This window comes from Pseudomonas fragariae (ex Marin et al. 2024), from assembly GCF_059621105.1.
In genome coordinates this window covers 4,583,949-4,607,124 of record NZ_CM184369.1, presented here as the reverse complement: position 1 = coordinate 4,607,124, position 23,176 = coordinate 4,583,949, and the positions used below count along the sequence as shown (strand labels likewise).

At 56.5% G+C, this 23,176-nt stretch carries 17 protein-coding genes; 11 read left to right on the top strand and 6 right to left on the bottom strand.

All coding sequences use genetic code 11. The annotated features are described in order from the left end of the window. Positions 1–380: 380 nt before the first annotated feature. The 3 genes from AC54XV_RS19970 to AC54XV_RS19960 form a co-directional block, all read right to left on the bottom strand. Positions 381–2,213 (bottom strand): ABC transporter ATP-binding protein, encoded by a 1,833-nt coding sequence (locus AC54XV_RS19970; RefSeq protein ID WP_011268676.1) that lies wholly within the window; start codon positions 2,211–2,213, stop codon positions 381–383. A gap of 102 nt (positions 2,214–2,315) precedes the next feature. After that, on the bottom strand, positions 2,316–2,879 hold the full coding sequence (locus AC54XV_RS19965; protein ID WP_003402383.1) for a peptidylprolyl isomerase: 564 nt from the start codon (positions 2,877–2,879) through the stop codon (positions 2,316–2,318). A gap of 233 nt (positions 2,880–3,112) precedes the next feature. Beyond that, entirely contained in the window at positions 3,113–4,036 is a 924-nt protein-coding gene (locus AC54XV_RS19960) for a LysR family transcriptional regulator (protein WP_003402385.1), read from the bottom strand. A gap of 67 nt (positions 4,037–4,103) precedes the next feature. On the opposite strand from AC54XV_RS19960, the gene AC54XV_RS19955 reads away from it, so the two are divergent. After that, on the top strand, positions 4,104–4,418 hold the full coding sequence (locus AC54XV_RS19955) for a hypothetical protein (RefSeq protein ID WP_003314461.1): 315 nt from the start codon (positions 4,104–4,106) through the stop codon (positions 4,416–4,418). A 187-nt stretch (positions 4,419–4,605) separates the two neighbouring features. On the opposite strand, the gene AC54XV_RS19950 is transcribed toward AC54XV_RS19955, so the two are convergent. Then, complete coding sequence (locus AC54XV_RS19950; protein WP_496717180.1) at positions 4,606–9,435, bottom strand: M10 family metallopeptidase C-terminal domain-containing protein; 4,830 nt, start codon at positions 9,433–9,435, stop codon at positions 4,606–4,608. 267 nt (positions 9,436–9,702) lie between these two features. Here AC54XV_RS19950 and AC54XV_RS19945 point away from each other — a divergent pair, with 267 nt between their 5' ends. Further along, positions 9,703–10,581, top strand: a complete 879-nt coding sequence (locus AC54XV_RS19945; RefSeq protein ID WP_003402392.1) for a carboxylate/amino acid/amine transporter — start codon at positions 9,703–9,705, stop codon at positions 10,579–10,581. A gap of 1 nt (position 10,582) precedes the next feature. On the opposite strand, the gene AC54XV_RS19940 is transcribed toward AC54XV_RS19945, so the two are convergent. Both AC54XV_RS19940 and AC54XV_RS19935 read right to left on the bottom strand, forming a co-directional pair. After that, positions 10,583–11,317, bottom strand: a complete 735-nt coding sequence (locus tag AC54XV_RS19940; protein WP_044310166.1) for an SDR family NAD(P)-dependent oxidoreductase — start codon at positions 11,315–11,317, stop codon at positions 10,583–10,585. Between the two features lie 78 nt (positions 11,318–11,395). Then, positions 11,396–11,941 carry a BRO-N domain-containing protein gene (locus AC54XV_RS19935; RefSeq protein WP_003418416.1) on the bottom strand — a complete coding sequence of 182 codons (546 nt, stop codon included), beginning with the start codon at positions 11,939–11,941 and terminating at the stop codon, positions 11,396–11,398. A 538-nt stretch (positions 11,942–12,479) separates the two neighbouring features. On the opposite strand from AC54XV_RS19935, the gene AC54XV_RS19930 reads away from it, so the two are divergent. From AC54XV_RS19930 to AC54XV_RS19890, 9 genes are all read left to right on the top strand, one after another. Then, a complete protein-coding gene (locus AC54XV_RS19930; RefSeq protein WP_496717179.1) occupies positions 12,480–16,673 on the top strand; it encodes an RHS repeat-associated core domain-containing protein in 4,194 nt (1,397 codons plus the stop codon). Further along, complete coding sequence (locus AC54XV_RS19925) at positions 16,658–17,203, top strand: hypothetical protein (protein ID WP_024642120.1); 546 nt, start codon at positions 16,658–16,660, stop codon at positions 17,201–17,203. Before AC54XV_RS19930 ends, AC54XV_RS19925 begins: the two co-directional genes overlap by 16 nt. A gap of 260 nt (positions 17,204–17,463) precedes the next feature. Next, positions 17,464–17,784 (top strand): DUF7716 domain-containing protein, encoded by a 321-nt coding sequence (locus tag AC54XV_RS19920; RefSeq protein WP_058822149.1) that lies wholly within the window; start codon positions 17,464–17,466, stop codon positions 17,782–17,784. A 452-nt stretch (positions 17,785–18,236) separates the two neighbouring features. Next, entirely contained in the window at positions 18,237–19,586 is a 1,350-nt protein-coding gene (locus AC54XV_RS19915) for an RHS repeat domain-containing protein (RefSeq protein ID WP_159372295.1), read from the top strand. 8 nt (positions 19,587–19,594) lie between these two features. Beyond that, positions 19,595–20,140 (top strand): hypothetical protein, encoded by a 546-nt coding sequence (locus AC54XV_RS19910; RefSeq protein ID WP_201279923.1) that lies wholly within the window; start codon positions 19,595–19,597, stop codon positions 20,138–20,140. A gap of 17 nt (positions 20,141–20,157) precedes the next feature. Next, complete coding sequence (locus AC54XV_RS19905) at positions 20,158–20,397, top strand: hypothetical protein (RefSeq protein ID WP_496717178.1); 240 nt, start codon at positions 20,158–20,160, stop codon at positions 20,395–20,397. Positions 20,398–20,804: 407 nt separating this feature from the next. Next, positions 20,805–21,734, top strand: a complete 930-nt coding sequence (locus tag AC54XV_RS19900; protein ID WP_236120962.1) for an RHS repeat domain-containing protein — start codon at positions 20,805–20,807, stop codon at positions 21,732–21,734. Beyond that, the gene (locus tag AC54XV_RS19895) at positions 21,731–22,192 is read left to right on the top strand and encodes an Imm26 family immunity protein (RefSeq protein WP_060409199.1); all 462 of its coding nucleotides are present in this window, start codon (positions 21,731–21,733) and stop codon (positions 22,190–22,192) included. The genes AC54XV_RS19900 and AC54XV_RS19895 overlap by 4 nt, the downstream gene beginning before the upstream one ends. A 405-nt stretch (positions 22,193–22,597) precedes the next feature. Further along, entirely contained in the window at positions 22,598–23,173 is a 576-nt protein-coding gene (locus AC54XV_RS19890; RefSeq protein WP_024642163.1) for a DUF1349 domain-containing protein, read from the top strand. Positions 23,174–23,176 lie beyond the last annotated feature (3 nt).

Sequence of the window (23,176 nt, the reverse complement as noted above, 5' to 3'; positions counted from 1 at the left end):
TGCCATCGCGGAATCTATCCGCGATGGCATTATAAAATGCCCATTCATCGGGGGATGATGAAAGACAGTTGGCTCCCACAAGTTCGGTGTACACCTGACCGACAGGTGAGCAGCTACCCAGAAGACATCCAGCGACTGCACTGGCACCTTCGTGAGCAAGCTCACACAACTTCTGTGTACACCTGACCGACAGGTGAGCAGCTACCCAGCAGATATTCAGCGACTGCACGGGCCTCTTCGCGAGCAAGCTCCCACAAGTGCGGTGTACACCTGACCGACAGGCGGGGCAGCGGGGAGATCACTGCCCCTGAAGATCTTATGGCGTGTGCAGATCTTGTGGGAGCGAGCTTGCTCGCGAAGAGGCCGGCAGCCTCGCCCTATCAATCCACGCCTACAAACCCGCCCGTCTGATGCTGCCATAAACGCGCATAAAGCCCGCCATGCGCCAGCAGTTCGCTGTGCGTGCCGGTTTCGGCGATCTGGCCTTTCTCCAGAACCACCAGGCGATCCATGCGCGCAATCGTCGACAGGCGGTGCGCGATGGCGATCACGGTCTTGCCCTGCATCAACGTCTCCAGGCTCTCCTGAATCGCTGCTTCGACTTCCGAGTCGAGTGCCGAGGTGGCTTCGTCCATGATCAGGATCGGCGCGTCCTTGAGCAGCACGCGGGTGATCGCGATACGCTGGCGTTGCCCGCCGGACAGCTTGACGCCGCGCTCACCGACATGGGCGTCGAAGCCGGTGCGACCTTCGGAGTCCGACAGCAGCGGGATGAACTCGTCGGCACGCGCCTTGTGGATCGATTCCCAGAGCTGTTCATCGGTTGCGTGCGGATTGCCATACAACAGGTTCTCGCGAATCGAGCGGTGCAGCAGCGAGGTGTCCTGGGTAATCATGCCGATCTGAGCGCGCAGGCTTTCCTGGGTGATTTCGGAAATGTCCTGGCCGTCGATGAGGATTCTCCCGCCTTGCACGTCGTACATGCGCAGCAGCAGGTTGACCAGCGTCGACTTGCCCGCGCCGGAAGGCCCGATCAGGCCGATCTTCTCACCCGGTTTGATGTCCAGGTTGAGGTTGTGAATGATCCCGTTGCCATTGCCGTAATGGAAATCCACGCCGTCGAACCTGACACCGCCGTTTTCGATCTTCAGCGGCAGGGCGCCGGGTTTGTCATTGACCGTGACGGGCTGCGAAATACTTTCCAGGCCGTCTTGCACGGTGCCGATGTTCTCGAAGATGCCGTTGACCACCCACATGATCCAGCCGGACATGTTGACGATACGGATGACCAGACCGGTGGCCAGCGCGATCGCACCCACCGAGATAATGGACTGGGTCCACAGCCAGAGGGCCAGACCGGTCGTGGTGACGATCAGTATGCCGTTCATGGTGGTGATGGTGGTGTCCATCGAGGTGACCACGCGGCCAGCCAGCTGACTCTTTTCGGTGTGGTCGCGCATCGCTTCGCGCGCGTACTGCTGCTCGTGGTTGGTGTGGGCGAACAGCTTGAGCGTGGTGATGTTGGTGTAGCCGTCGACGATGCGGCCCATCAGTCTGGAGCGCGCATCGGACGAATCCACCGAGCGCTGCTTGACCCGCGGCACGAAATACATCAGCGAGAGGATGAACGCCGCGATCCAGGTGCCCAGCGGAATCATCAGGCGCCAGTCGGCCTCGGCGAACAGCACCATCGCGCTGATCGCGTAGATCAGCACATGCCACAGCGCATCCACCGTCTGCACGGCCGAGTCACGCAACGAGTTGCCGGTCTGCATGATGCGCTGGGCGATACGCCCGGCGAAGTCGTTCTGGAAGAAATTGACGCTCTGTTTGAGCACGTGGCTGTGGTTCTGCCAGCGAATCAGGTTGGTCATGCCGGGGCTGATCGTCTGGTGTACCAGCAGGTCATGCAGGCCGACGAAAATCGGCCGCAGCAACAGAGCTACGACGACCATCCAGATCAGTTCGGAACCGTGAATACTGAAGAAATTCTCCGGCGGCGTGGTTTGCGCCAGGTCGATGATGCGGCTCAGGTAGCTGAACAGCGACACTTCGATCAGCGCACCGATCAGCCCGACCACCAGCAGCGCGGTGAACGTCGGCCATACCTGACGCAGGTAGTAGAGGTAGAACGCGAAGACGGTATTGGGCGGGGCAGCGGTAGGAGCGTCTTTGAAGATATCGATCAGTTTTTCGAAACGACGATAAAGCATTGGCTATCACACCCACGCGACGTGGGTTCTCCTTGATAAGTGGAGGCTCTCCCGTCCGGACCGCACGAAGCCCCGAGGCTTCATGCGGTGCAGGTTTCCCGATCAGTTGACGCGTTTGGCGGACTTGATCAGGATCGGGTCGACTGGCACGTTTTGCATGCCTTTCTGAGTAGTAGTGCGGGCGTCGACGATGTTGTCGACGACGTCCATACCCTTGACGACTTTGCCGAACACCGCGTAACCGAAGTCGCGTGCGCCGTTGTCGAGCATGGCATTGTCGTTGGTGTTGATGAAGAATTGACTGGTGGCCGAGTTCACGTCCGAGGTACGCGCCATGGCAATGGTGCCACGCACGTTATGCAAACCGTTCTGGGCTTCGTTCTTGATCGGATCCTTGGTCTGCTTCTGAACCATCTGCGGGGTGAAGCCACCGCCTTGCACCATGAAGCCCGGAATCACCCGGTGAAAGATGGTGTTGGTGTAGAAGCCGCTGTCGACATAACCCAGAAAGTTCTGGGTGCTGACCGGCGCCTTGGTGTCTGCGAGTTCGATTTCAATCTGGCCGAAACTGGTGTCGAGCACCACGTGCGTGGCTTTATCCGGGGCAGCCATCAGGTTGGCGGCGAACAGCACGGAGCAGGCGGCGAGAGCGATTTTTTTCAGCATGTGGCAACACGTCCTTCATTAAGAGATATCGACTGTGACCGGCAAGGTAACCACGTTTGGCTTTTTTTGCCCAGCGTATTGGCGGGTTTGCAGCACTTCAGGCGATCAGGCTGCACGTCCATGGACCGCACAGGATTTTCAGACTGCGTTGCTGGCGATGAATTCCAGCCGCGTGTGATTGAAGTGCAGCAGGCAGCCCTGACTGAGCGAAGAGCGCCACGTGCCTGCTCCGGTCAGGCGTTTTGCGGCGTGCCGAGTGCAGCGGTGAGCGGTGTCGTGTCAAAGCTGCGGATCAGGTCGATCAGGATCTGCGTGGCCGGGCCCAGCGGCCGGTCCTTGCTGGAGTAAAGATAGAAGGTCGGGTTACGGCTACCGCCCTTGTCCAGGCGCAGGGGCTTGAGCAAGCCTTCGCGCAGTTCGCGCTCGATCATGTGCCGTGGCAGCCAGGCGAAGCCCAGGCCGTTGCTGACGAAGGTCGCGGCGGTGCCGAGGCTGCCGACGGTCCAGCGCTGTTCCGCGCCCAGCCAGCCGAAGTCCCTGGGTTGCTGCCTGCCGGAGTCACGGATGACCACCTGCAACTGGCTTTCCAGGTCCTGAAAGGTCAGTTCGCGATTGGCCTGATGCAGGGCGTGGTCCGGGTGCGCGACGGCGACGAACTCGACCGAGCTCATCTCGGTGCCCAGATGCCCGGCAATGCTGTAGCCGCTGATGGCCAGGTCCGCCACGCCTTCGAGCAAGACCTCCTCAACGCCGGAGAGCACTTCTTCACGCAGTCGCACCCGGCAGCCGCGGCTCTGCGGCATGAACGCGGTCAGCGCCTTGACCAGACGTGCCGAAGGGTACGCCGCGTCGATCACCAGGCGCACTTCCGCTTCCCAGCCCTGTTCCATATGGTGCGCGAGGTCTTCCAGTTGGCTGGCCTGCTTGACCAGCTGCCGCGAACGGCGCAGCAGTACGCCACCGGCTTCGGTCAGCACCGCCTTGCGCCCGTCGATACGCAATAACGGCACGCCGAGCTGTTCCTGCATGCGCGCCACGGTGTAACTCACCGATGATTGCGAGCGATGCAACGCTTCGGCGGCCTGAGCAAAACCACCGTGATCGACCACGGCCTGCAATGTGCGCCACTGGTCGAGAGTCACGCGGGGCGCTTTCATGCTGTAATTCCTCTTTAAATACGGGCTTGTTGTTCTACTCTGACAATCCCGACTCGGAGATTGCCGAATGAATCGACTGTGTTGTGCGCTGCTGGTCATGTTGCCGGTGACGGCCCTGGCGTACCCCATCGAGGTGGAAAAACAGTACCAGGACGTGAAGATCGATTATGTTGCCCACGACGTCTATCACGATACCGGGTCAATCACCGTCAACAACTACGGTGAAGTAGACGCCAAATGTTCGGTGGTGTTCATCAACGGGCCGGAGGCACCGCGCACCCGGCGTGTGCAGGTTGGCGCAGGCAAGAGTCTCGACGTCTCATCCCGATTCAATCGCAGCATCATAAAGTTGCGAATCAGGCTCAGCTGTCAGCCCGCCTGAGAGTAGAGCGCTCTTATGGATAAGACAAATTTGTGGGTGGGGGCACAAAGGCTTCGCGTTTTTGCGCAACGCGTTGGTGATTGACCGGGGTTGTGGTGGGTATCACTTACCCCGGTCGCTTTCGCAGATATTCTGAGAGTGCAGCCCTGTTTCCAGGGCTGTTTATGAGTGATGTGCTTTGCGACGATCAGACAATGATGTCGGCGGCCTGCAGCGTCTGCACGCCTGTGAGCTGGATTTCGAAGTCCGCGCCGACGTTGTCATCGATGTTGCCGTATAGCACGCCGTCGGCAAAACGCAGCTCACCGCTGTTGTTGGCGCTGAACGCCGCGTTGCCGATGAACACGAAGGCATCGTGGCCATCGGTCAGCGGCCGGGCATCGAAGCCGGAGAAGTCCAGCTTGTCGCCTTCGACTGTCTTGAAGCCATTGATGATGTCGCGCAGTCCGCCCAGGCCCGTATCGCTGATGCCATTGAACACGTAGTGGTCTGCGCCGGTGCCACCGATCAGCGTATCCGCGCCTGATCCGCCGATCAGCACGTCGTCGCCCGCGCCACCGGACAAGGTGTCATTGCCATCGCCGCCACTCAGGGTGTTGGCGTTCTTGTTGCCGGTCAGCGTGTCGGCAAACTGGCTGCCGATCAGGTTTTCAGTGCCTTTCAGCGTGTCCAGACCCGAGCCGCCAGTGGCTTGCTGAGCGCTGGTGTTCAGCGCAACGGTGACGCCGGCGGTGGCGAACAGATACGACACGGTGTCATTGCCGTCGCGGCCGTCCATGACGTTGTCGCCAGCGCCTGCGTAAATCAGGTTATCCAGGGCATTGCCGGTGGCATTGGCGGCCCCGCTGCTGTTGATGACGATGTTTTCCAGATTGGCCCCCAGCGTGTAGCTGGCCAGCGAGCTGTACACTGTATCGACGCCGCCCACCTGCGCATCGGTATTGGTCTCGACCACCCGGTCGGCGGCATCGTCGACGTAATAACTGTCCGATCCATCGCCGCCGGTCAGCATGTCGGCACCTGCAGCGCCGTCGAGAATGTTGTTGCTGGCATTGCCGATGATGACGTTTTTCACGGCGTTGCCGGTGCCGTTGATCGCAGACACGCCGGTAAGCACCAGGTTTTCCACGTTGGCGCCCAGCGTCCAGCTGACAGACGACACCACGGTGTCCACCTGCGAGGGCGAGTCGTTGCTTTCGGTGACGGTATCGAAAGCGTTGTCGACCACGTAGATATCGTTGCCATCGCCGCCGCTCATGTCGTCCGCGCCCTGATCGCCGTCCAGCACGTCATTGCCGGAACTGCCGACCAGCGTGTCGTCGTCACTGGTGCCGAAGATATGGCCACCTTCGTTCTGGCCACTCTCGAAAATGGCCGCCGGGTCGTTGTTGTCAGCGGCGTTGCCCTGAAAACCCAGGTCATCGGCGATGAAATCGGCCAGACGCTGGCCGACGATCTCGGCGGACTCTTCATGCAAGTGCCAGACGTCATCGGGGTAAACCAGCGGGTTGACCTCGTAACGCAGGGGCAGGTCGGTGTAGTCAACCGCCAGCTTGACGTCGGCGCGCTCAGTGGCAATGGCTTCCTGGACGCTTCTGACGTACCCGGCGCCTTCGACAATGGCGTTGATCTTTTCGTCGGTGTAACCACGCGCCTTGGCCGCGTCGGTCTGGTAGTGCCCGGTTTCGGCGATGTACACGGTGAAATCACCGATCTGCGCGTGCAGGTAGTCGAACACTTTCAGGGTCGAGGCCTTGTACAGCTCGGCCGCCGCCTGCTTGTCGGTGGCGCGGGCGATTTCCTGAGCGGCTTCTTCGCCCTGACCCCAGATGATCCCGGTGGTCACTTTGTCGATGGCGGTCAGCGACGCCAGTTGCGACTTGAGCAACTCGGTGGCGCGCAACAGCGCAGGGCCCGGCTCATCGGTGTCGACCAGCCACCAGGAAACACGCTGTTCATCCTGAGTGCCGGTCGAGTAGCCGACCACGGTGCTGCCGCCCACGGCGAGGTCGATGCCATCACCGTTGGCGTCGGTGAACTGGCTGCGCACGTCGTAATCGGTGTAGCGGGTCAGGTCCTTGACCATTTCCGAGGTGCCGGACTGGTTATCGTCTTCAGTCATGCGCAGCAGGCGCGCGTTGGACTGGCCCAGGGTCGGCAGGTAGAGAATCTCCTGCGCCTCACGCTGGCCGAATACGAAGTCCGCGTCGGTGAGGGTGTCGATCAGGTTGCCGCTCAGGGCGATCTCGAAGCGATTGCCGTCGGCATCCGCCGTGGCGGACTTGATGTAGGTCTTGTCGCCGGTTTCGTTGAGGGTCATGTACAGCGTGTGGTCTTCGCCGTTGCCCAGCCCCAGAAAGCCCAGTGCGGAGACGTCTATCTTGTCCTGACCGGGGGTGAAGTCATAGATCGTGTCGGTGGCAGTCAGGCCGCCAGCGTCGTAATCGCGGTAGCTGTCGGTCAGTGCGCTGTAGACGAACGTGTCGGCATCGGCGCCACCGTACAGGGCGTCGCGTCCTGCGCCACCGTTGATGATGTCGGCGCCGGTATCGCCACGCAGCGTGTCGTCACCGCCCAGGCCCAGAATCGTATCGTTGCCTTCGGTGCCGTACAGCGCCTCGGCGTTCTCGGTGCCGGTGAGGATCCCCGGCGTCACGTTGCCCACATTGATGGCAAAACTGTCGGCCACCGAAGCGCCGGTGGCGTCGCTCGCAGTCAGCAATACCGAGTAAAGCCCGGATGCCGTGCCGCCCGGTGTGCCGCTGAAGGTCAGGGTCTTGCTGTCGAACTTCAGCCACTCGGGCAGGGCGCTGTTATCGGCCAGGGTCGCGCTGTAGGTCAGCGTGTCGCTGTCCGGGTCGCTGAAGCTGCCGGGCTGCACGGCGTAGGAGAACGCCTTCAGCTCGGTAACGTTCTGGTCCATCAGCGGCGTATTGAGCACTGGTGCCTGATTGGCGGCTGAGGCGGTAGAGAAGATGAAGTTGGACGCACTGAGTTTGTCGGCCAGGTTGCCTTGCAAGGCAATCTCGAAGCGATTGCCTGTGCTGTCGACTGCATCGGTCTTGATGTAGGTCTTGCTGCCGTCGGCATTGACCGACAGGTAAATGGTGTTGGCGCTGCCATCGCCTATGCCGCGCAGGCCGATGCTGGACAGGTCGATGCGGTCTTCGGCCGGGTTGAAGTCGGTGATCGTGTCGCTTTGCTTGGTGCCGCTGGCGGTGTAATTGCGATAGCTGTCCAGGCGCGAGTTGTAGATGAACAGGTCCGCGCCTGCGCCGCCGGTCAGGGTGTCGGCATCGGCTCCCCCAGTGATCGTGTCGGCGCCCGCGCCGCCGTCGATGCGGTCCGTACCGGCATTGCCGTTGAGCACGTCATTGCCGTCGGTGCCGGTGAGGGTATCGCCGCCCGCCGTGCCTTCCACGACATGCTGGAAGATGAAGTGGCTGGCATTGAGCGTGTCTTTCAGGTTGCCGCTCAGGCCTAGCTCGAAGCGGTTGCCGCTGGCATCGGCGTCGAGTGATTTGACGTAGGTGCGGTCCAGTGTGGCGTTGTAGCTGATGTTCAGCGTACCGCCCTTGCCGCTGCCCAGCCCGGTGAAGCCCAGATTGGTCAGGTCGATGCGGTCCTGGCTGATGTCGAAGTCGGTGACCAGATCGGTGGAACTGGTGGTCGCCGTCCGGTAGCTGTCGGTCAACTGATCGAAGCGAAAGGTGTCGGCTCCCGCGCCGCCGGTGAGCTTGTCGGCCCCGGCACCGCCGACCAGGATGTCGTCACCCGAACCGCCGTTCAAGGTGTCCTTGCCCGCCAGGCCGAAGATCTGCTCGTGGGCCGCGCCACCGGTGATGACGTCGTTGCCCTCGGTGCCATTGACGGTCACCAGCGGGAACGCATCACCGGCAAAGCTGCCATCGCCATACACCAGGGTCAGCCCCTTGCTGGTGTGGCTGATGGTGTTGCCGACGATGCTGTTGCGGTCGGTGCCGTCTTCGTTGCGCTCGGCGACGCCGTAGGTGGAGTTGTCACTGCCGGTGATCGTGTTGCCACGGATCAGGTTGTCGCTGCCGCTGAAGAACTTGCCGGACACGCCTGTGGTGTCGTCGTAGGACTGAATGATGATTTCCGGCGCTGAACCCAGCGCGTTGTTGCTCAGGGTGTTATCGAAGATATCCACCCCGGAACTGCCGTAAATGCGCACGCCGGCGTTGCCGTTGTCGTGGATGTCCACGCCGCTGACCGAAACCTGGCTGGACAGCTTGATCAGTACGCCTTCTGCGGCGTTGCCATATACCGCGCCGCCGGTGATGGTGATGTTGGCGGGCGAGGGGATGTTCTCGCTGCCGCGCTGCACCACGATGCCGGTGCTGCCATTGCCATAGGCAACGTTGTTGCTCAGGGTGAAGTCGTGGGTGCTGGTGACCACGTTGAAGCCGTGGCGATCGTTGTCATAGGCGACGTTGTTTTCAAACACGCTGTCGCTCAGGTAATCGGCCACGAAGCCGTCCAGGCCGTTGCCATGCGACACGCTGTTCTTGATCACCATGTTGACGGTCTGCTCGTGCGGGTCGAAGCCGTAGCCCGAGCAATCCTTGATCTCGACGCTGTCGAGGGTGACGTTCGAGTCCTTGCCGTCAGAGCCTGGAATGTAACCGTTGAACCAGCCGTCCACCTTGCCGGTGGTGGCGTCGCGGTTACCGTCCAGCGTCAGGTTCTTCATGCCGAAGTCGTGGGTTTCTTCGCCATAGGCCGAGCGCACGATGCCGGTCACTTTAGTGTCCGAGCCATCCGCGAGCTTGATGATCGTCTCGCCCATGCCTGCACCCGACAGGGTGACGTTGCTCTTGAGCATCAGGCAGCCATCCGAAGGCTCCTCGCCACCGGACACGACGTACGTTCCGGCCCCCATCACCACTTCACCGCCGCCTGCAGCAGCGGCTGCGTCGATCGCGGCCTGAATGGCTGCCGTATCGTCAGTGACGCCGTCGCCAAGTGCTCCGAAGTCTTTTGTGTTGAATATCATGGTGTTACTCCAGGCGACGACGAATGTGGATGAATTAAGTCAATATTGCAGCGCCGGGATGATAAGACCTTTTTCTGTGGAAAAGTTGCCGATATGGGCTATATTTTCGTCGAAACCGACGACATGTACGTCAATAATGCGACTGTCATATTTGTGACGGGTAACGCGGGGCGCGGCGACGGCTTGGCGTCAAAAAGCGGCGGCCGTCGAGTGGACAGTGAGTGACGCAACCGCTATGGTCGCGCCCTTCAAAAATGGGGGGCGGGCATGGGTTATCTACTTTTCGTCACACTGATTCAGGCGTTTTCATTCAGCCTGATCGGTGTCTATCTGGCCGGGCACGTCGACAGTTATTTCGCGGTGCTGGTCCGCGTGGTGCTGGCCGGTCTGGTATTCATTCCGCTGACCCGCTGGCGTCAGGTCGAACCCCGCTTCATGCGCAGCATGCTGCTGATCGGCGCGCTGCAATTCGGCGTGACCTATGTCTGCCTGTACCTGAGTTTCAGGGTGCTGACGGTGCCGGAAGTGCTACTGTTCACCATCCTCACGCCACTGCACGTAACGTTGATCGAAGATGCGCTGAACCGACGCTTCAACCCCTGGGCATTGCTGGCGGCAGTGGTCGCGGTGCTGGGCGCCGGCGTGATTCGTTACGATGGCCTGGACGGCGACTTCCTAGGCGGCTTCCTGCTGCTGCAACTGGCCAACTTCACCTACGCCGCCGGGCAGGTGCTGTACAAGCATCTGGTGGCGCGCCACCCGAGCGACCTGCCGCATTACCGACGCTTCGGCTACTTCTACCTCGGCGCACTGGCGGTGGTCCTGCCGGCGTTCCTGATGTTCGGCAACCCGCAACACCTGCCCGAAGCGCCGACCCAATGGATCGTGCTGCTATTTCTCGGCCTGTGTTCGACGGCGCTGGGCATGTACTGGTGGAATAAAGGTGCGTGCATGGTCAACGGCGGCACACTGGCGGTGATGAATAACCTGCATGTGCCGCTGGGGCTGTTGATCAATCTGCTGATCTGGAACCAGCATGAGGACTTCACCCGCCTGCTGATCGGCGGCGGGGTGATCGTGGCGTCGGTGTGGATCAGTCGCCTGGGCGTGCGACGCGTGCCGGAGAGCGTTTCCGGCACACGTTGAGTCAGACGTGCTGGCCGCCGTTGACGTGAATCTCCGCACCGTTCACGTAGGACGCGCCAGCCGTACACAGGAAGTAGATCAGCGAGGCGACTTCCTCAGGCTTGCCCAGCCGGTGCATCGGCACCAGCCGCTCGACAATCTCGGCGGTGCCGGGTGACAGAATCGACGTATCGATTTCACCCGGCGCAATGGCATTGACCCGTATCCCGTGCGGACCGAAATCGAAGGCCATTTCCCGGGTCAGCGCCGACAGTGCCGCCTTGGACGTGGCGTAGGCGACCCCCGCAAACGGGTGGACCTTGGAGCCGGCGATCGAGGTGACATTGATGATGCTGCCCTTGGCCGCCTTCAACTCGTCAAACAAACCCCGACCCAGCAGCGCGGTGGAGAACAGATTGACGTTGAACACCTTGATCCAGGTGCTGTAATCCGACTCCAGCACACCCATGCGCCCGCCGTCCTCGGTCTTCGGTGAAACGCCGGCATTGTTGACCAGCGCATCGAGCCGCCCGCCGAGCTTGTCCTTGATCGCCGCCATGCTCTCGCTGACGCTGTCGATGTTTTCCAGGTCCAGGTGAATGTGGTTGAGCAGACCTTCAGCCCACGGGCAATCATCGACCCAGTTCTGCCGCGACGCGGTAAACACCTCCCAGCCAGCGGCATTGAAATGCTTGACCGTGGCATGACCGATACCCCGGCTTGCGCCAGTCAGCAAAAGCTTTTTCTTGTCGCTCATGAGTGCGTTCCGGTTTTTAGGGTGGATGCATCATGTTTTTTGCTGGGAAGGGTGTCAACGGGGTTCAGGCAGTACCGGTCAGGCGGCAGTGCGCATTGTGTTGATGCGCTTCAACACCCTGCGCCATAACGGCCGCTTCGGACGAGGAGCTGCCTCGGCCACCACATTCGGCATGTCGCGCAAGCGAACCCAGGTTTCGCTGCGCCAGTGCAGCACGCTCAGCGATGTGCCAGGCCATTGCAGCTGGCTCATTCTGGGGTTATCCAGCGTGACGTTCTGTTGATCATGCAAGGTCGTCAGCACCTCATGCGTCAGCCACTGACGCAGCGCGCGGTTCTCGGGCACGTAATGATGAACCAGCAGCGCCAGCACCCCGGACTCGCTGATCATCAACTGCCGCTGGCACTCGCCATGAGCTTCTAGCCAGACCTCGCGACGCTGATCCGCATCGAGCTTGAGCGTGGCGCGCTCATCCAGCGGCCTGCCCATCAGACGCGCAAGGTCAGCCAGGCAGAACCAGGCTTGAGATTCAGTGAAAATGGCGCGCAGGGTGCGGCTGTGGCGGAGGAAGAGGGTGGCTTCGAAATGGGGGGTAGGGGTCACGCAGGGGGTTGCAGTGAACATGGGTGCAGCTCCTGGATATGAGACTGCCACAAGACGTCGCTAAACGAATGGGTGGCAGCTGTGCGAAGGTTAGCGAACCGGTATCCAGGAAACCGGCAGACCCGAAGGTCTCCGACGCACAGCCGCCATAGCACGTACTTCAAGTTTAGCTTGATGCAGTGTGTGGGGCGCTGACACGCCTGGATAGAACGGATCGCTAAATCCGGCCGCTGATTTGGCAGCGAACGGCGGGGAGGTTAGCGTGGCAGGGATGGGGTGGCAAGGGTGTGGACGTGGGTTTGGGGCGTAGGAAATGGCATTTTTCCGAGTAGGCCTGCAGCTATTGTTGTATCTTTTTCGAACTGTGTCGCAGAAATCCAGTGGGTCAGTCGCGTAAGGTATGTCGCAGTAGATGAAGTTAGCCTGACGCTGACCGAACTTAGACCAATAGAGTTCAAGGACAGACAACCTAAATGGACTATCAAGCGCCGCAATACATCACCCGCTCTTCGGGTTGTCTCATAGGGTTTTCTGCTATGGCCAGGCGGGAGTAGGGGAGATGTTCGAAGCAGCACGCTTTGGTGACGAAATATCGCATACCGGCGCCCTGGGGGGCTTCCTGATCGGGGCTGTGCTCGGTATTGCGCTCATTGCGACGGTGGCGATCGCAACCTTCACGTGCGGGTTCGGCGTGGCTCTTCTGGCAGGACTTGCAGCAGGCGTCGGAGGTAGCCTGCTCACCGCCGCAGGAGAGGCCATAGGGAGTATGTTTTCCTCCCCTTCCGGCACGATCATCACGGCCTCACCCAATGTATACATCAACAACCGCAAGGCAGCGCATGTTGAAAAAAGCATTGGTGCCTGCGACAAACATCCAGGGCCGGTCAAGATTGCCGAGGGTTCGACCAACGTCTTCATCAACAGTGTGGCGGCGGCGCGCAAAGGCGACAAGCTGACCTGTGGCGCGACCATCTCCGGCGGCTCCGACAACGTATTCATCGGCGGCGGCAGGTATCGCTATCTGCCAGTGGACGACGAAATTCCAGGCTGGCTGCGCACTACCGTCGATGTGCTGATGGCCGTGGCGGGTGCGGCAGGTGGTATCGCCCAGTTGATCAAGGCCGGAACGCAGGCAGGCATGAAAGCAGTGCTGCCCTGCGCCCTGAAGTTCACCGCAGGTTTCGTGGCCGGCGAAGTGGGCAGTCGCTACGTGGTTGAGCCTGTAATGCGCAGTGCGATCGGCGGCCTGAGCGGCAATCCGGTCGACACCACGACTGGCCGCAAGCTGATCCCGGATGAGATCGACTTCAGCCTGCCAGGCCTGATGCCCATCGAATGGTCGCGTTTTTACGCCAGCAATCTGAATGTCGACAGCGTACTCGGCAAAGGCTGGGTGCTGCCGTGGGAGCAAAGCCTGCGCAAGCGCGGCAGCTTCCTCTACCTTACGGACAACCAGGGCCGCACCGTACCGTTCGTGGACATAGCGCCCGGCCAGCGCATCTACAACCCTCACGAACAGGTCTATCTGGTCTGCACGCAGGGTGGGCACTACCTGCTGCAGACGCTGGACAACATCTTCTTCTACTTCGGCGAAGTGCCTGACGACAACAAGCCGGTCCCGCTGGATCGTATCGAAAACGCACTCGGTCACTTCCTGCATTTCACCCGCACTGAACAAGGCACGCTGACCGACATCAGCGCGACGGGCGGGATCCGCGTGCACCTGCATTACGACGAAGTGACCACGCGCCTGACCTCGGTCAAGCGCATCGTCGACAACGAGGCGGTCGAAACGCTGGTTCAATACCACTACGACAGTAATGGCCAGCTCGCTGAGGTGTTCAACCGCAACGGTGATTCAGTGCGCCGTTTCAGTTACACCGATGGCGTCATGACCCGCCACAGCAACGCACTGGGCCTGACCTGCGAGTACCGCTGGGAAATCATCGACGGCCAGCCGCGTGTCGTCGAACACCAGACCAGCGATGGTGAGCATTTCCACTTCCGCTACGACCGCGAGGCCCGCACCACCTGGGTCACCGACGTACTGGGCCGCGAGCTGGAAATTCATTACAACAAGGATCATCGCGTCACCTCGAGCCGCGACTACAGTGGCGATCACTACGTCATCGAGATCGACGACACCGGCAACATGACCGGGCTGACCCTGCCCGATGGCAACCAACTGGCGTTCGAGTACGACGAGTTCGCCCGATTGCTCAAGGAGACCGATCCGCTGGGCCGCAGTATTCGCTACCAGTACCACCACCTGACGACGCTGATCACTCAGGTCGATTACCCGGATGGCAGTACCTGGAAGGCTAACTACGATGCCAAAGGCAACCTCGTCGCCGAGATCGATGCGCTGGGCCACAAGACCGAGTACCTCAACGGTGAGGACGGCCTGCCGCACACCATCGTCGACCCGACGCTCAAGTCCAAATACCTGTGGTGGAACAACCTGGCGCAAGTGCAGCGCTTTCAGGACTGTTCGGGCAAAAGCACTTATTACCGCTACGACGAGCGCCACCACCTGGTGGCCGTCACCGATGCCCTGAACAACACCACCACGCTGGAACGCAAACCCGACGGCGAAGTGCTGCGCATCAACCACCCGGATGGCACCAGCGAGACCTTTACCTACAACGAACTGGGCCAGGTCCTGACCCACACAGACGGCAAAGGCCAGACCACCCAGCTGCTGCGCAACGGCCGTGGCCTGCCTAAATGGCGACAGGATGCCAAAGGGCAGACCATCACCTACGAATACGACAAGGCCATTCGCCTCGTCGCCCTGACCAACGAAAACGATGCGACCTACCGCTTTGCCTACGACGACGCAGACCGCCTGATCGAAGAAAAGCGCATCGACAACCTCACCCGCCGTTTCAGCTACAACCTCGGCGGACACCTGACACAGGTCGAGGAAATCGGCTACGGCGAGAAAGGCGAACAGCCACGGCGCAGCACTCATCTGGAGCGCGACCCGATTGGTCGCCTGCTGGCCAGACTCAACGACGATGCGCGTCAGGACTACGCCTACGATGACGGCGACCGACTGCTGTCAATCGAGCGCAAGCCGACGGACACCGGCAGAAAACTGGGCGTCACCGCTGAGAAGATCGACTTCGCCTACGACCTGCTCGGCCGCCTCGTCAAAGAAACCACGCCTCAGGGCGCGCTGGCCTACGAGTACGATCCGCTCAGCAACCTGACCACGCTGACCCTGCCCACCGGCCAGCATCTGAACCACCTGTATTACGGCAGCGGCCACCTGCATCAGCTCAACCTCGACGGCCAACTGATCAGCGACATGGAGCGCGACGACCTCCATCGCGAGATCTACCGCACCCAAGGCAAGCTGACCAGTTGCTTCGGCTACGACAGCATGGGTCGTAAGGCCTGGCAGTACGCAACCACCCTGCCCGCGGAAAAGCTATCGCAGATCCAGAACCCGCTCATAAAGCCAGAGCGCTACGTCGAACACGCCTACAACCCGATTCACCGCCGCTACGAATACGACCCGGCTGGCGAGTTGAGCCGCACCCTCGACAAGCTGCGCGGCGAAACCCAGTACGAATACGAAGCCAACGGCCAGTTGCTGGCGCGCAACACCGGTCGAGTAGTCGATGGCGAAGAGTTCCGCTACGACGCTGCGGCCAACCGCCTCAACTTCAACACCAGCCGATTCGATCATGTCAAAGACAACCGCCTCAAACAGTTGGCGAACCACGAATACAAATACGACGCCTGGGGCAACCTGATCGAAAAAGTTGTCGGCATCGTGCGCTGGCAAACCTTCACCTACGATTGCGAAAACCGCCTGGTCAAAACCGAGACCATGGCCGACACGCAGGTTGAAAGCACCAGTAGCTACCAATACGACAGCCTGGGCAGGCGAGTCGCAAAACAGTCCGAGATCAAAGGCCACACCGACCACAAACGCTTTCTCTGGCAAAGTCTGCGGATGCTGCGTGAGGAAAGTCCGGGCCAGAGCAGCCTGTATATCTACGAGCCCGGCAGCTATGCGCCGCTGGCACGCGTGGATGAAAAAGAAGGCGAGATAGAAAACAAGGTTTACTACTTTCATACCGACCAGATTGGTACACCGCTGGAGATGACCGATGCTGAAGGGCAGATCGTCTGGCAGGCCAAGTACCGGGCGTGGGGTGCGGTTGAAAAGCTGGTGGTGAACGAGGTTGAGCAGAACCTGCGGTTTCAGGGGCAGTATTTTGATGTCGAGACGGGACTGCATTACAACACGTTTCGGTATTACGACCCGGAGATTGGGCGGTTTATTACGCAGGATCCGATTGGGTTGGAAGGTGGGTTTAATTTATATCAGTATGCACATAATTCAACAGCTTGGATTGATCCATGGGGCTTATCTGAATTACTAGGCCTTGTGAATGAAGCTCATGCTTTGCTTGATCCTACCGCGCAAAAGTTTAAGACTACTGCTTTGGGAATGGATAGCAAAGGGGGATTATTCATTGCATCAAGCGATAAGACCGTGCCTAAAATTCAACGAGAGTGGGCTCAAGGTAAAGGGATTAACGTCGTAAATGGGCAGGGCCATGCAGAGGAAACTATAATAAAAGCAGGTAAAGGCGCGACCAATATAGATGCATCGAGAGGGGTGTGTTTGGACTGTGAACACTTAATGAAGGAGCACGGTGTTAAGACGGACACACATACAACTGGTAAAAAAAGTCGGAAACGGTTAGGAGGAAGCACATGCAGTGGAATTTGATTTTTGAGGACGCCACCGTGTTGTCCTATATCGAGAAACTTAATCATCAACAAAAATGTTTGCTGATAGCAAGCTATTTGTATAGGCAAATACGTCTTATAAAAGCTTTTGATAGTTGCTATTCAGAAAATCTTGAAGGTTTAGTTGTAGAAGCGCTAAAAACCTCGCTGTCCGAAAAGAAAGATTCTATTATAAAAATTGAGCATACTGTAAAGAAAAACATACCAGACACTGAGGAGTTTTCTGAGCAAGAAGGTAGCTATGCACAAAATCTGATGATTGCATTAGATTATTTTTTATTATTTCTTATCGACTCCGACACTTTCAAACTTCATAAATGCGTAGACATGGCTCTGCAGAATATAGACTTATTGAGCTATGAGATTGACGAACTCTATGATGAAAATAAAGTAACCTCAAATGAAATTGCCGTTGTATTAGATCTAGCCACAAAAATCTCAAATACAAAAACCTCTTTCGGCATAAGTATTAGCGATCTAGAAAAATTAGTAACCAGCCATATGCTTTGAATATGCTATAGCATTATACCCCCAGCTAAAGCCAGCTCTTCCTCCAGATGCGGCAAAGCACATTCAACCTGGTCCTAGAGGAGGTTTCAGTGATAGAAGCCCTCCAAACCATTCTTGGCATCATAATGCTCAAAGCCCTAAAGATATTGAGTTGATGCCTAGAGCGCAACATAAGGCTCCAGGCCCCGTACAGAACAGCCTCCACCCTAACCAGCAGGGTGGATTTAAAAAGTTGCAAAACTCAGCATGTTGAGGTGAAAATGAAGACTTATAGCATTAGAGAAGTTATTTTAAACATATCAGAGATGCCAGACTCATGGTTTTATCTTCCTGACACCCCATGGGCATTGGATACCAAAGGGGCATTTTCACTAGATAGTCGCGATTTTCCGCCCGACTCCACAGACTACTTGCCTCCGCAAGTATTAGGTGAGGGTTGGAAGGAGACCCTAGAAACACCTATTATCGAAGATATAATATCAAATGTTAATGAACAATTACCTCACCCAAGCGTCGAGAACTACTTCGATGCGTTTAAGTTTTATTATGAAAATGATACATTTAAGATCTTTAAAGCCTAGAAAAACCACAAGCAACTTTAAATAAAATAATCTAGCCAGCATTTTATGTATAGCTAGTTATTAGCTCGAAAGGCACAGATACCGCAAGCGTAAAAAATGATTTATTAGTCGTAACGATGCATTTGCTACCTACTCCACATATACCAAAAGCTCTATTGCTCTTTAATAAGGTATGCCGCGGCATGACTGCCAACTTTGTCTCAGTCAGCTGCCACTTTCTCTTGAATTAGCGCTGTGCTATCGCTTACACCAAATCAAGCTGTACTACCGACAGCGACAGCGACAGCGACAGCAAGCTCGGCGAGGTGTTCAATGGTAACGGCGATTCAGTGCGCTTCGTCTCACCTACACCGAAGACGTGGTGACCCGCCACAGCAACATGCTACTGGGGAACCATAGTCGACCCGACGCTCAAGTCCAAATACCTGTGGCGGAACAGCCTCGCTCAGGTTGTGCGCTTTCAGGACTGCTCAGGCAGTTACGTCGAACACGCCTACAACCCGATTCACCGCCGCTACGAATACGACCCGGCCGGTGAACTGAGCCGCACCCTCGACAAACTGCGCGGCGAAACCCAGTACGAATACGAAGCCAACGGCCAGTTGCTGGCACGCAACACCGGCCGCGTGGTCGACGGCGAAGAATTCCGCTACGACGCCGCCGCCAACCGCCTGAACTTCAACACCAGCCGCTTCGACCACGTCAAAGACAACCGCCTCAAACAGTGGGCGAACCACGAATACAAATACGACGCCTGGGGCAACCTGATCGAAAAAGTTGTCGGCATCGTGCGCTGGCAGACCTTCACCTACGACTGTGAAAACCGCCTGGTCAAAACCGAGACCATGGCTGACACGCAGGTGGAAAGCACCAGCAGCTACCAGTACGACAGCCTTGGCCGACGCGTCGCCAAACAGTCCGAGATCAAAAGCCAGAGCGACCACAAACGCTTTCTCTGGCAAGGCCTGCGCATGCTGCGTGAGGAAAGCCCGGGACAGAGCAGCCTGTACCTTTACGAGCCCGGCAGCTACGCGCCGCTGGCCCGCGTGGATGAAAAAGAAGGCGAGGTAGAGAACAAGGTTTATTACTTCCACACCGACCAGATCGGCACACCGCTGGAAATGACCGATGCCGAAGGGCAGATTGTCTGGCAGGCCAAGTACCGGGCGTGGGGGGCGGTTGAGAAGCTGGTGGTGAACAAGGTCGAGCAGAACCTGCGGTTTCAAGGGCAGTATTTTGATGTCGAGACGGGGCTTCATTACAACACGTTTCGGTATTATGACCCGGAGATTGGGCGGTTTATTACGCAGGATCCGATTGGGTTGGAAGGTGGGTTTAATCTATACGGCTATTGCCGTAACCCTACGGCTTGGATTGATCCGTTAGGGCTGGATTGGAACTATTTCCTTTCTAACGAAGATGGTGCTTATTATCATGGTCGTGCTTCAGATAAAACGTCGTTGAGCGATGTTATGCGTCGTCACGGTAAAAATGAGGGAGCAGATGGCGTACGTTTCGGGACTGGCGATAGCATTTCTCAAATAACTCCAAGAGGCACGGATTATGATGTTGTACGAGGCATTGAGAATGCCGGGGTTAGAGAAAAACCGATATTAGGTCGTGGTAGTGCTAATGTGCGGGGAAATATTATCCATGGTATGGCTGACGATAAACTTCCTACAGAAAAGGGTAGAGCAAGGGTAGCTGGCGCCAATAATTACTTGGAAGGAAAAGGTGTGAGCAAAGTCAGCTCATTGTCACCCATTGAAACGCGCACCGCAGTCGGCACAGCAACTTGCTAGGGGTTACTATGAATAAAGATTTGGAAAAGGCTATAAAAGACTTTTATCGCAGCGGCGCTCTGGAAACGCTGAGTAGTCCTCGCTCACTAGAAGTTCTGCTTGAAAATAATATGATTTTTCCAAGTGAAGAAATTGAGCACGACGAACTCATAGAAAAACTTTTCCATGAGAAAAAATCAGCTGCAAAAGAAAGCATTGTCGAATCTTTCTTGGTAGGTCTTGAAACAGGCAAGCCAGAAAAAAGAGCAGCTCTCTCAGCTTACGCTATTATGTTGAACTTTCCGAAGCATAGTTTTCAGTCTGCGGAAAATATCCAATGCAATATCTGTGGTTTGTTTAAGAAAAAAACAAGAGATTTCACTTTTTGCAACCTCGCTAGGTATAGCATAGGCGTCAGCAACAGCGGAAACCCTGAACAACTGTATTTTTTCTTAAGGGAACATAATAAAGCGCCATCAGAAAAAGTTGAATCCATTGATATTTTAAAGAAGGTGCTAAAAACTGCTAGGGAATCAGGCCCTGAAGAAACGCCTGTGACATTGGAAAAAAAGTAAGGGCTATACAGGGCTCCATGTTAAACAAAGAGTTATCCCGAGGTCTATTGGATTTTTTAGGGCAGATTGGTGTTTTGGAAAGCCCAGATCATAAAGGGTTCACTAAGGGTTATACGTATATTGGACTTGCACCAAAAAAATCTCGTTCAACAGACTGGAGCTATCCTGTAGATTTTTGGGAAGGTATGTATGGCGTTAATGAAGAGGCTGTAGAGTTTTGGTTTGGTGATTATCTGAAAAGCTTCGACAATAACTAAAAATAATGCATAAGACTTTTTGCTTTTTAATATATTGGAATTTACGGCTCTTTAATAGTTTAAGGTTAAAACCAAAGGGGGTAGAAACTTGGCGTCAAAGCTGAAAAATCGACTTTGTCTAAGAACTGTTGATCCACTGTGTCAAAAATACTGTGTCTTATGGACCGTTGCCCTGCGAGTACGATCTACTCAGCGAGTTGAGCACACAGTCTCTTCGCACAGGCCTGCACCTAACCATCTGTATTACACCAGTGGCTATCCGTATCAAGTCAACCTGGATCGCCGACCGATCAGCGCCATTGGACGCGACGACTTGCCGCTTACGTCTATCGCACTCAAGCATTCGGCTACGACAGCAACACCGGTCGAGTGGTCGACGGCGAAGAGTTCTGCTACGAAGCTGCACCATGGCCGACACACAGGTGGAAAGCACCAGCAGCTACCAGCACGACAGTCTGGGCAAGCGAGTCTTTAAACAGTCCGAGATCAAAGGCCAAACCGACCACAAACGCTTCCTCTGGCAAGGCCTGCGCATGCTGCGTGAGGAAAGTCCGGGACAGAGCAGCCTGTACCTCTACGAGCCCGGCAGCTATGCACCGTTGGCGCGTGTTGACGAGAAAGAAGGCGAGGTAGAGAACAAGGTTTACTACTTCCACACCGACCAGATCGGTACACCGCTGGAAATGACCGACGCCGAAGGGCAGATTGTCTGGCAGGCGAAGTACCGAGCCTGGGGGGCGGTTGAGAAGCTGGTGGTGAACGAGGTTGAGCAGAACCTAAGGTTTCAAGGACAGTATTTTGATGTCGAGACGGGACTGCATTACAACACGTTTCGGTATTATGACCCGGAGATTGGGCGGTTTATAACGCAGGATCCGATTGGGTTGTTGGGTGGGGAGAATTTGTATAAATATGCCCCAAACCCTATCCAGTGGATTGACCCGTTAGGATGGGTGCACGAGCTTGCTCCTGGGTTTAATGTATATGGATTATTCGATAAAGGGGCTGGCAAACCTTACTATGTAGGCATTACGAATGATATTGCTAGGCGCCGTACTGAACACGTAGATGCGGGTAGACTTAGCTCTGGAGCGAAGTTAAAACCTTTGGACAGAAATGTCAACTACGGGCAGGCTAGAGGATATGAGCAAGCTTATATTGAGCATTACGAGACTAAAACAGGTGTGATTGGAGAGGATATATCCCCAGGAAATAGGGGGAATAAATACAATTCATTTGATCACAATAATACGACTCGAGCAGCTTCTCGACAGAGTAACTTTGAAGGCAATTATCGAGCTAAGAAATTATCACTAGGCTCTGGAGGATGTGGATGATGGGCGTAAAATATTATAGCTGGGCGAAAAAGCCTAAAACGTTGTTGCGTAATATAAAGTCGGGCGATATTTTCTGTTTTTCTGTAAATGGAAAATACCGTATTGGTAGAGTAATGACTCAAAACAGTCTTGGTCACGTAGCGGAGATATTTGATCAAGTATTAGATACTCCCGACGCGTCAAAATTAGTTTCGATGAAAAGGCTTGGGCGGCCTGTAATATTGGACTCTTATGGATTGTTTGATCGAAAAATCGAAGGTGATTGGCGAATAGTTGCTCATGATGAGGATTATATTCCTCATGATGAATCAGTACGCTTTACATCGGGCATTGCGTCTGGATGTAAAAAAATTGATATTTTTGATAATGAAGAGGCTATTGCAGAGAGTGAAGCAAAAAAATTACCCGACTACTCTCCTATGGGGGAAGATGACGTAATTGAAGAGCTTGGCCTCTAATTAGTTTATTTAAAGCTAGATTGTTTTAGTGTTTCTAGAATTTATTGGTTTTGGTTTTAGCTCGGGCTGACATATTGTCAATTTTTAAGCGGTAAGGAGGCTGGAGTATAAGTTTTCGTCAAAGGGTCATTATTATCGAGCTCGCTTTAGACAGACTGACTATTGCCGTCCTTGTTCCTGGTCGAGCTCGGCGCATAAATGATCGTTGCATCGATCACCCTGCATTGGCGCAACATCGCGATCAGGCCCACCTTGGTCCTTCGGGTAATGCGGCTCAATTAGTGCGATCAGGCCTTCCAAGGTAAAACCTGATCCATTTCAATCAGGAAGCACTTTCGACGGGCCTGCCTACGTTTCCCGGCGTACCCGGTCCATCACCCTCGACAACCCCACACTGGAGGCGACATGTTCGACAAAGGCATCTGGCTGAACCAACCCCGGCACTGCAGCGTGACGGACGAGCGTCTGACGGTTACCACAGACCCGCAAACCGATTTCTGGCAGCAGACGCACTACGGCTTCTGCCGCGACACCGGTCATTTTCTGGGTGTTTCGGTGACCGGTGAATTCACTGCGCAAGTGCATGTGCAGGGTGATTTCAAGACACTTTACGATCAGGCGGGCTTGATGGTCCGCATTGACGAGCGCAACTGGGTCAAAACCGGCGTTGAAGTCAGTGACGGAGCCCTGATGCTGGGCAGCGTTCTAACCTGCGGACAATCCGATTGGGCCACGGGTGCGTTTGATGAGTCGTCCTCCGGTCTCTGGCTGCGGGTCACCGTCGCCAAGGGCGTACTGCGTATTCAGCACTCCAGCGACGGCCTGCGCTGGCCGCTGCTACGCCTGGCACCATTTCCCGTGAGTGAGTCTTATGCCGTAGGCCCAATGTGCTGCAGCCCGGAACGGGGAGGGCTGGAGGTGGTGTTCTCTCATTTCGAGGTCATGCCTGCACTGGGCAAGGATTTGCATGATCTGACGTGAGTG